This is a genomic window from Streptomyces sp. NPDC052016 (genome assembly GCF_044548445.1).
In the GTDB taxonomy this organism is placed as follows: domain Bacteria; phylum Actinomycetota; class Actinomycetes; order Streptomycetales; family Streptomycetaceae; genus Streptomyces.
Genome location: NZ_JBIUBX010000041.1, coordinates 49,761 through 59,948, shown reverse-complemented (window position 1 = coordinate 59,948; position 10,188 = coordinate 49,761). Strand labels below are relative to the sequence as shown.

6 protein-coding genes are annotated in these 10,188 nt (G+C 73.0%); 3 read left to right on the top strand and 3 right to left on the bottom strand.

Annotated features, from left to right (window positions below; all coding sequences use genetic code 11):
- Nucleotides 1–544 precede the first annotated feature (544 nt).
- Nucleotides 545–1,105, bottom strand: a complete 561-nt coding sequence (locus tag ACIHAR_RS37210) for a MarR family transcriptional regulator (protein ID WP_365469543.1) — start codon at nt 1,103–1,105, stop codon at nt 545–547.
- A gap of 138 nt (nt 1,106–1,243) precedes the next feature.
- Here ACIHAR_RS37210 and ACIHAR_RS37205 point away from each other — a divergent pair, with 138 nt between their 5' ends.
- Nucleotides 1,244–2,530, top strand: coding sequence for an MFS transporter (locus ACIHAR_RS37205; RefSeq protein WP_365469554.1), 1,287 nt, complete (start codon nt 1,244–1,246; stop codon nt 2,528–2,530).
- A 61-nt stretch (nt 2,531–2,591) separates the two neighbouring features.
- On the opposite strand, the gene ACIHAR_RS37200 is transcribed toward ACIHAR_RS37205, so the two are convergent.
- Together ACIHAR_RS37200 and ACIHAR_RS37195 are read right to left on the bottom strand one after the other, a co-directional pair.
- On the bottom strand, nt 2,592–4,244 hold the full coding sequence (locus tag ACIHAR_RS37200; protein WP_400023651.1) for a SpoIIE family protein phosphatase: 1,653 nt from the start codon (nt 4,242–4,244) through the stop codon (nt 2,592–2,594).
- 283 nt (nt 4,245–4,527) lie between these two features.
- Nucleotides 4,528–5,931, bottom strand: a complete 1,404-nt coding sequence (locus ACIHAR_RS37195) for an NAD(P)/FAD-dependent oxidoreductase (RefSeq protein WP_400023649.1) — start codon at nt 5,929–5,931, stop codon at nt 4,528–4,530.
- A gap of 380 nt (nt 5,932–6,311) precedes the next feature.
- On the opposite strand from ACIHAR_RS37195, the gene ACIHAR_RS37190 reads away from it, so the two are divergent.
- Nucleotides 6,312–7,082 carry a helix-turn-helix domain-containing protein gene (locus ACIHAR_RS37190; protein WP_365469534.1) on the top strand — a complete coding sequence of 257 codons (771 nt, stop codon included), beginning with the start codon at nt 6,312–6,314 and terminating at the stop codon, nt 7,080–7,082.
- 272 nt (nt 7,083–7,354) lie between these two features.
- Nucleotides 7,355–9,361 carry a sigma-70 family RNA polymerase sigma factor gene (locus ACIHAR_RS37185; RefSeq protein WP_400023646.1) on the top strand — a complete coding sequence of 669 codons (2,007 nt, stop codon included), beginning with the start codon at nt 7,355–7,357 and terminating at the stop codon, nt 9,359–9,361.
- The last annotated feature ends 827 nt before the right edge of the window (nt 9,362–10,188 follow it).

Genomic DNA, 10,188 nt, shown 5'->3' with positions numbered 1-10,188 from the left:
TCATCCTCGGCTATCACTGCCGGGGACGGGGTATCAACTAATCTGGCGTTGATTTTTGGCACGCTGTTGAGTTCTCAAGGAACGGACGCTTCCTTCGTACTCACCCGAGAGACTCTCTCAGGCTTTCCTCCGGGCGCTTCCCTTCGATCTTGCGTTTCCGACTCTATCAGATCTTTTTCTCGATCCGATTTCCTCGGTGCTTTCCAGGTCCCCGCTCTCGCGGTTTCCTTTCCGGCGTTTCCGACTCTATCAGATCCTTTCGGCTCTGATTCCCCGTCAGAGGGGGTTGTCCTCCCGGCCCTTCGGCCGTTCCGACGTCTCAAACCTTAGCGGATCCGTCCCGGCGAGCGCTAATCGAGCCGCCGTCCCCAATTGGAATTGAATTCGGGCGCACCGAATAAACCCCCGTCGGGAGATCCTGCTGTGGAGTGAGGTGCCGCTTCAGCGGCGGATGTGCTGTCGAAGAACCGTTACGGCTCCCCGACAACCCGAAGAACTCTATTGACCTGCGAGGGGCGTGTCAAGTGACCCCTGTCAAGATCTTTTAATCGAGGTCGCTGAGGCGTCCGCCGGCGTCCGGCTGGGCGTGCTCCACCCGCCGGAGCAGCCTGGTCAGGACGTCACCGAGGGCCGTGCGGTCCTCGGCGGTGAGGTCCTGGAGCAGGTCCTCCTCGAACACCGTCGCCAGTCGCATCGCCTCCAGCCACTTCTCGCGGCCCTCGGGTGTCAGCTCCACGATCACCCGGACCCGGTTGGACTCGTCCCGTTCACGGGTCACCAGTCCCTCGGCGACCATGCGGTCGATCCGGTGGGTCATCGCGGCCGGCGTGAGGCCGAGGCGCTTGGCGAGGTCACTGGGGCCCAGGCGATAAGGGGCACCGGAGAGCACGAGTGCCTTGAGGACCTCCCACTCGGCGTTGCTGATGCCGAGCGCGGCGGTCTGACGGCTGTAGGCGACGTTCATACGGCGGTTCAGGCGGGACAACGCCGAGACGATCTTCTCGACCTGGGGGTCGAGGTCCTGGAACTCGCGCTGGTAGGCGGCGATCTGCTCTTCGAGGGTCGGCTCGCTGCCGATGCCTGTGCTGCCGGAGGTGTCGCCCATGGCCGCAAGTATCGCATGCGGCTCGTTCGCCTTGAAGTCCTTCGATGTGTACTCTTTAGCTTCGAAATTTATCTTCGAAGTCTTCGGTTCTAAGTACTGAGACTTCGCAACCAACACTGCTACCTGAGAGAGGTGAACGTGACCAGGGCGATGGGCGCAGCGATGCGCCGGATCCACGTGGGCAACGCACTCAGCGCGTTCGGGCTCGGCTTCACCGTCCCCTACCTGTACGTCTATGTGGCGCAGGTGCGGGGGCTGGGAGCCGTGACGGCGGGGCTCGTCCTCGCCGTCTTCGCGGTGGCCGCGCTGGTCGTGCTGCCGTTCGCCGGTCGGGCGATCGTGCGGCGCGGCCCGCTGCCGGTCCTCGTCGCCGCCCTGGTCACCGCCGCGCTGGGCGCGCTGAGCCTGGGGCTCGCCGGCAACGCCGCCGCCGTACTGAGCGCCGCTGCCGCGCTGGGGGCGGGGCAGGCCGTGATGCAGCCGGCGCTGGCGACGATGATCGTGGACTGTTCGACGGCGGAGACGCGGTCGCGGGCCTTCGCCCTGCAGTTCTTCCTGCAGAACCTCGGGCTCGGGGTGGGCGGGCTCATCGGCGGGCATCTGGTCGACACGACGCGGGCTTCCTCGTTCACGCTGTTGTTCGCGATCGAGGCGGCGATGTTCCTGCTGCTGGTCGTGGTGGTGGCGACGGTGCGGATGCCGCACTCGCCGCGGGTCGGGGACGCTCCGCAGGGTGCCGCGAAGGGTGGCTGGAAGCAGCTGATGCGCAACCGGGCCATGGTGCAGCTGTGTGTGCTCGGCTTCGTGCTGTTCTTCGCCTGCTACGGGCAGTTCGAGTCGGGGCTGAGCGCCTACGGGGTCGAGGCCGCGGGCATCTCCACGTCCGCGCTCGGGACCGCTCTCGCCGCGAACACCGCCATGATCGTCGTCGCGCAGTTCGCCGTGCTGAAGTTCGTCGAGCGGCGGAGGCGGTCGCGGGTGATCGCGGCCGTGGGGTTGATCTGGGCCGTGGCGTGGGTCGTGGCCGGGTACGCGGGGCTCGGGCACGGCAGCCAGGAGATGGCCACGGCCGCGTTCGTGTCGACGTACGCGCTGTTCGGGCTGGGTGAGGCCATGCTGTCGCCGACCGTCGCGCCGCTGGTCGCCGACCTGGCGCCGACCGGGCTGGCCGGGCAGTACAACTCGGCGTTCGCCCTGGTGAAGCAGCTGGCGCTGGCGGTCGGGCCGGCCGTGGGCGGGCCGATGGGGGCGTCGCTGCACGCGCCGTACATCGTGACGTTCCTGCTGTTCTCGCTGGGGATCAGCGTCCTCGCCCTGCGGTTGGGCCGGCAGCTCACCGCCGCGCAGGATCAGCCGTGGTCGGCCCGCAATCGGGTGGTCGCCCGGGGTGGGACCGCTGCGGAGCCGGTGGCCGCCGAGGCGTGAGGCCCGGTACGGGAACCGAGGCGGCCGTCGTCGTGGACGACGGCCGCCTTCTTCGTGCCCGTCAGTCCGTGGCGCGGGGCAGGACGAACTCGCACCACACCGCTTTGCCGCCGCCCGGCGTGCGTCTGCTCCCCCAGTGGGAGGCGATGGTCGCCACGATGGCGATGCCGCGGCCGGACTCGTCGCCGGGTTCCGCGCGGCGGCGGCGCGGGAGGTGGTCGTCGCCGTCGGTGACCTCGATGATCAGGCGGCGGTCGGTGCGGCGCAGGCGCAGCCGCATGGGCGGGGTGCCGTGCTGGAGGGAGTTGGCGACCAGTTCGCTGGTGGCGAGCACGCCCAGGTCGTGCAGGTCGGCGGGGAAGCGCCAGCTCGTGAGGACGCCGGAGGCGAAGGCGCGCGCTCGGGGGGCGGCTTCCACGCCGCCGAGCAGTTCCAGGGCCGCGTTGCGGAACAGGTCGCCGTCGGCGCCGGTGCGGTGGGGGTGCTGGAGGACCAGGACGGCGACGTCGTCGTCGTGGTCGGCGGTGACGCCGGCCGAGCGGACCAGGCGGTCGCAGATCACCTGGGGGCTGCCGGTCGCGCCGGCCAGGGCGCGCTCGAGGGAGGCGATGCCCTCGTCGAGGTCCTCGTTCCGGCGTTCGACGAGGCCGTCGGTGTAGAGGACGGCCGTGGAGCCGGGGCCGAGGGGGATCGAGCCGGAGGCGTGCATCCAGCCGCCGGTGCCGAGCGGGGGACCGGTGGGCTCGTCGGCACGCTGGACCGTGCCGGTCTCGTCGCGGACGAGGATGGGCAGGTGGCCGGCGGAGGCGTACACCAGCCGTCCCTCGTTCGGGTCGTGGACGGCGTAGACGCAGGTGGCGATCTGGTTGGCGTCGATCTCCGTGGCGAGGCCGTCGAGGAGCTGGAGGACCTCGTGCGGGGGGAGGTCGAGACGGGCGTAGGCGCGGACGGCGGTGCGGAGCTGGCCCATGACGGCCGCAGCGCGGACACCGCGGCCCATGACGTCTCCGATGACGAGGGCGGTGCGGCCGCCGCCGAGGGTGATGACGTCGTACCAGTCGCCGCCGACGGCGGCCTCGGTGCCGCCGGGCTGGTAGGTGGCGGCGATGCGCAGGTCGTCCGGTTGTTCGAGCTCCTGGGGGAGGAGGGAGCGCTGGAGGGTGACGGCCGTTTCGCGCTGGCGGCGCTCGCTGGCTCTGAGTCGTTCGGCGGCTTCGGCGTGGTCGGTGACGTCGGTCGCGAAGACCAGCACGGCGGCCTCGCCGCCGTGCTCGGCGACCGGGGTGCAGGTGAAGGTGTAGGAGCGGCCGTCGGGGGCCTTGCGGGACTTCAGGGTGCGCGGTCTGCCGCTGCGCGCCGCCTGGTCGAGGAGGGGCATCAGGCCGAGGTCGCGCAGTTCGGGGAGGGCCTCGGCGGCCGGTTCGCCGGTCGGCCGTGCGCCGAAGGCCGCCGTGTAGGCGTCGTTGACGTAGGCGAGGCGGTGGTCGGGGCCGTGGACGAGGGCGACGAGGGCCGGGACGCGGTCGAGGACCTCACGGACCGGGAGGTCGTCGACCGCGGGGACCGGGGGCGGCTCGTCGGTCAGTTGCTCGACGCGGGCCGCGGGTACGGAGCCCTCGCTCCGTCGGTCCGTGGTGGTGACCGTGTGCTCGGCCCGCGCGGCGGCGCGGCGCTGCGTTCCGGGGAGCCGGGCGCTCCAGCGCGTGAAGTTCACGAATCCTTGCCTCGTGTAGTCGTCGTCGGCCGGCTCCGGGGCCGGCCTGGGCTCCGGGGGCCGCGCGGCGGTGGCGGCACATTGTTGCAGCACCCGGGAGTGCGGCAGGGGGGAATCAGCCTCGTCGGTTCGCGGGGCGGGCGGTGGCCCGCCGGGGCTCGGGGAGGGCTCGGGGAATGCTCGGAGGGGCTTGGGGGAGGGCGTGGGCAGCAGTCTGGCACTGTGGCCGTCCGGGCCGACATCCGTCAGACGCCGGGGCGGCCGGTGGAGTTCCTGGGTCCCGTCAGGACAACCCCTTCGGGTTGTTGTCGGAGTCGTCCCGCGGGCCGTCCTTCCGGTGGGGAGAAGGCCTTCCACCGGCGGCCAGTTCGAACTCCGCGCGCGGATGTTCGAGGGAACCGAGCGAGACGATCTCCCTTTTGAACAGTCCCGACAGCGTCCATTCGGCGAGCACGCGCGCCTTGCGGTTGAAGGTGGGCACGCGGCTGAGGTGGTAGGCGCGGTGCATGAACCACGCCGGGTAGCCCTTGAGTTTGCGCCCGTAGACGTGGGCGACGCCCTCGTGCAGGCCCAGGGAGGCGACCGAGCCGACGTACTTGTGGGAGTACGTCTGGAGGGGCTGGCCGCGCAGGGAGCGCGCGATGTTGTCGGCGAGGACCTTGGCCTGGCGTACGGCGTGCTGGGCGTTGGGGGCGGTGAGCGTGCCGGGTTCCGGGGCGGTGACGTCGGGGACGGCCGCGGCGTCTCCGGCGGCCCACGCGTGCGTGACGCCCTCGACCGTCAGCTCGGGTGTGCACTTCAGGCGGCCGCGTTCGGTGAGGGGCAGGTCGGTGGCGGCGAGCAGCGGGTGGGGTTTGACGCCGGCGGTCCACACGACCGTACGGGTCGGGAAGCGGGCGCCGTCGCTGAGGACGGCGACGCGGTCGGCGCAGGACTCCAGGCGGGTGCCCAGGCGGACGTCGATGTTGCGGCGGCGCAGTTCGCTGACCGTGTAGCGGCCCATCTCCTCGCCGACTTCCGGCAGGATCCGGTCGGAAGCCTCGACGAGGATCCACTTCATGTCCTCGGGCTCCACGTTGTGGTAGTAGCGCGTGGTGTAGCGGGCCATGTCCTCCAGCTCGCCGAGCGCCTCGACGCCCGCGAAGCCGCCGCCGACGAAGACGAAGGTGAGGGCCGCGTCGCGGATCGCGGGGTCGCGGGTGGAGGAGGCGATGTCCATCTGTTCGATGACGTGGTTGCGCAGGCCGATGGCCTCTTCGACGGTCTTGAAGCCGATGCCGTAGTCGGCGAGGCCGGGGACGGGCAGCGTGCGGGAGACGGAACCGGGCGCGAGGACCAGTTCGTCGTACGTCAGCCGCTGAGGGCCGGCGCCCTCCTCGTCGGTGGCGAGGGTGGTGAGGGTGGCGGTGCGTTCGCCGTGGTCGACGGCGGTGACCTCCCCGACCACGACCCGGCAGTGCGGCAGAACGCGGCGCAGCGGGACGACGACGTGGCGGGGGGAGATGGCACCGGCGGCGGCCTCGGGCAGGAACGGCTGGTACGTCATGTACGGGTCGGGCGTGACGACGGTGATCTCGGCCTCGCCCCGGCCGATGTCCTGTTTGAGCTTCTGCTGGAGCCGCAGGGCCGTGTACATCCCGACGTAGCCGCCGCCGACAACGAGAATGCGCGCACGTTCCTTCACCATCCCATGACGCACCCGGCGCAGGAGTTTGTCCACAGCCCCGGCAAATTGTGTGACCGTGGGCCGAGCGGGCGCGGGGTTGGCCGAAACACCGGTGTGGAGGGAAGGGGTGCAGGTCAAGGGGTGTGCGCCGGGGTGCGGGACGGGATGCAATCGGGACGTATGCGACCCGTACTCCGATCGGGGGGCGCTCCGTGCGGAACCTGCCCCTTCTGAATTGACTGCCTCTCAACTATGTTCGTGTGTCGACGGGGTGTAGGGGGAGACGCTCTTCGGGTCCGCGACGGGCGGGTCCGGCTGGGTCGTGGTCCCCTGTTCCATGCGCCCCGGATTTCGATGGCGGGGAGTCTCCGGGGGGAGACGTCATTACCGGGGGAACATTCATGCACATTCAGGACACGCATTGGTCGTCCGCGTCAGCCCTTGCACCGGGCGGCGCGGTGAGCGCGGCGGCGGGCAACGGACGCGGGGACGGCCCGCGCACCACGCCGCTGCGCGTGGACGCACAGCGCAACCTCGAGCACGTACTGCGCGCGGCGCGCGAGGTCTTCGGCGAGCTGGGGTACGGCGCGCCGATGGAGGACGTGGCGCGGCGGGCGCGGGTCGGCGTGGGGACCGTGTACCGGCGGTTCCCGAGCAAGGACGTGCTCGTACGGCGGATAGCCGAGGAGGAGACCTCGCGGCTGACCGACCAGGCGCGGGCGGCGCTCGGCCAGGAGGACGAGCCGTGGTCGGCGCTGTCGCGATTCCTGCGGACCTCGGTGGCCTCGGGCGCCGGGCGGCTGCTGCCGCCGCAGGTGCTCAGGGTCGGGGTCGCCGACGAGGGCGTCGAGGACGCCTCGGCCGGCGGGGCGGAGGCGCGGGTGCCGCAGCAGCGGTCCTCGGCCGGCGGTGATCTGCGACTGGTGTCCGAAGAGGCCGTGCCGGCCTCCGTGGACGACGCGGGGGCGGCCGAGCTGCTCGACGTCGTGGGCCGGCTCGTGGAGCGGGCGCGCGCGGCGGGCGAACTGCGGCCCGACGTGTCGGTGTCGGACGTCCTGCTGGTGATCGCGACGGCGGCGCCCTCGCTGCCGGACGCGGCGCAGCAGGCGGCGGCCTCGGCGCGACTGCTGGACATCCTGCTGGAGGGCCTGCGGTCACGGCCGGTGTCGTAGCCCTCGAAAGGGTGAAGTGGGGTGGGGCGCCTCGGGCGCTCCTCCCCCGGCCGGCGATCGGCCGCCGTTCGGGCGTACCCGGAGAGATGCTCAACTCCTTGTCCAAGATCGCCAGTTGAGCGCTCACCGTCCGGGTGCACCCCGGTGGTCGGCCTCGGCAGGTTCCCAGGGCCGAGTGGGCGGCCCGCTCGGCAGGGTTCTCGACGAAAGCCGCTGTGGCACTCTGGCCCGGTGGTCGGGACGGGTTCGGCAGGCGGCGGGGGCTTTCCGCGATGAGTGTTGACGGGCGGGGCGCGTCACGGGGCGACGGTGACACGGAGGCCGGTGACCGGCCGGCACCTCAGGTGCCGAGTCAGGGCGGGCGCGGCGGACACGCCCGGCTCCGCCGGGGCGGCGACGCCGCGCTGGACCCGCCGGAGGAGAACGTCCCGGCGCAACGCGGGTGGCACGAGGACAGCGTCCTGCCGCCCCTGCGGGACGCGCCACCGGCCGACGCCGAGCTGATCGGCCGGATGCGCTCGGGCGACGACACGGCGTACGAGGAGCTGTACCGGCGCCACGCCGACGCCGTGCGCCGGTACGCGCGCACCTGCTGCCGGGACGCCCACACGGCCGACGACCTCACCGCCGAGGTGTTCGCCCGCATGCTCCAGGCGGTACGCGGCGGCTCCGGACCCGAGCACGCCGTACGCGCCTATCTGCTCACCTCCGTCCGCCGCGTCGCCGCGGGCTGGACGCGATCGGCGAAACGGGAGCAGCTCGTCGACGACTTCGCGGTGTTCGCCGCGCAGGCCGGCCGCTCCTCCGGGACCCCCGACGGCGACCCGCTCGACCTCGGCGCCGACGTACGGGCGATGCACGAGGCCGAGCAGTCCCTGGCCATGCGGGCCTTCCGCTCGCTGCCGGAGCGCTGGCAGGCCGTGCTGTGGCACACCGAGATCGAGGACGAGTCGCCGAGCGAGGTCGCCACGCTCTTCGGGCTCGACGCCAACGGTACGCGCGTGCTCGCCAGCCGGGCTCGCGAGGGCCTCAAGCAGGCCTACCTCCAGGCCCATGTCAGCGACACCCTCACCAGTGACGCGGAGTGCGCCCGCTACGCCGACCAGCTCGGCACCTACGCCCGCCGCCGACTGCGCAGCCGCGCCGAACGGGGCGTGCGCAAGCACCTGGAGGAGTGCGCCAGGTGCCGACTGGCCGCCCTGCAGATCGAGGAGGTCGCCGGCGGCATCCCGGCCGTCGTGCCGGTCGCGGTCATCGGCTGGTTCGGTGCCGCCGGGTACGCCAAGGCGGCCGCGCTCATCGCCGGGGGCGCCGGCGCCGGAGCGGCGGGTGCCGCGGGCGCGGGCACCGTGGCGGGCGGTGGGGCCTCGGGCGGGGCCGGTGCGGCGAGCGGTGGCGCGGCGAGCGCTGGCGCGGCGAGCGCTGGCGCGTCGGGTGGGGCGAGCGGTGGTGGTGCGGCCGCCTCGGAGGGGTTGGGCGCCGCGGTGAAGGCCGGTGTCGCGGCCGGTGTGGTGGCGGTGGCGGCCACTGTGGTGGCCCTCGCCCTCGTCGGCGACGACAGCCCCGCCCGGCAGTCGGTGGCCGAGCCCAGGGGCTCCGCGCCGGCCGTGCTGCCGGAGGCGCCCGCGCCGGCGCCGGAACCCAGCCGCGCGCCGGGCGAACCCGAGCCTCGCCCGCCGGTGATCGTCCCGGCCGCGGCCGCGACGCCGACGCCGACGCCCTCGACCTCGCCCGCCGGGGAGGCGGTTGTCACCGCGTCTTCGACCGCTGCGCCGACGCCTGCGACCACGCCTCCGCCGGACGCGGCGCCCACGCCGACGGCGTCCCCCACGCCCACGCCCGCCCCGACCGTCTATCAGCTCGGCGAGCTGTCCTTCGACGTCGGCGGGGACGGCACCGGTCCCGAGATCCGGCTGGGCGGCAGCAGCTGGGTGTGGCAGCGCACGCAGCTGTCCGTCGCGGGCCAGGAGTACGCGCGCGGGGTGACCGTCCACGGCGAGTCCACCCTCACCGTCGACCTCAACCGCGCCTGCGCGTCCTACGACGCCGTGGTCGGCGTCGACGACCTGACGCTGAAACTCGGCAAGGTCACCTTCTCCGTGTACGCGGACGGGGACCGGCTGTGGACGTCCCAGGGGATCAAGGGCGGCGACCCTGCCGTACCCGTCCATGTGGATCTCGCGGGACGGACGACGGTTCGCCTGGTGGTCGAGCCGCACAACCACCTCGACACGGTCGCGCTCGCGGACTGGGCGGAGGCGCGGTTCACCTGCTTCTGAGGGGCGGGGCGCGTCTGCGGAGGAGGGGGGTGCTCCTGTCGTGCGTCGTCGGCGTGACCGGGGCGGGTGCCGGGGGCGTCGCGCAGCCCGGCGCCGACGGGGTGCCGCCGCGCCCACCCGTGCCGCCCCAGGCGGCACGACTGCCCGCGGGTCGCGTGGGAGGTGGGTAGTGGACCGGGGCCGCCCAAGCGGTACTACGGCCGCGGATCGACACGGGCGCCAGGCGGCGGACCGGGACCGCTGCCTGGCAGCGGACCGGGACCGCACGACCACGCACCTGCCCGCGGACCGACACGGACGCCACGGACGGACCCCCGCCCAGGCGGCACAACTGACCGCGGATCGACACGGCTGCCGGGCAGTGGACCGGGGGCCGCCCCAAGCGGCACGACTGCCGCGGACCGACACGGACGCCACGCGACGGACCCCCGACCCAGGCGGCACGACTGCCCGCGGATCGACGTGCAAGCCAGGCAGCGCACCGGGAAAGCCGCCACAGGACCGCGCACCTGCCCGCGGATCGGCACGGGCGCTCCGCAGTGGCCCCCACCGCAGGCGGCACGGCTCACCGCCGTCGGACGCGGAAGTCAGGCGGCGGGCCGGGGAAGACCGCCGTAGCGCGGCACGGTGCCGCGGCGGGACCGGGTGCCGCGTCGGCCGCTCCGGGCGGCGCGGCGTCACGCACTGGTGCGGGTTGTGGCGGGAATCGGTCCGGGGATGCCGAAGGACTCCGCGTCGCCGGCGCTGTAGGCGCGGCAGGTCGCGGGCTTCGGTCCGGGGCAACGCGGAAGGACTCCGCGTCGCCGGCGCTGTAGGCGCGGCAGGTC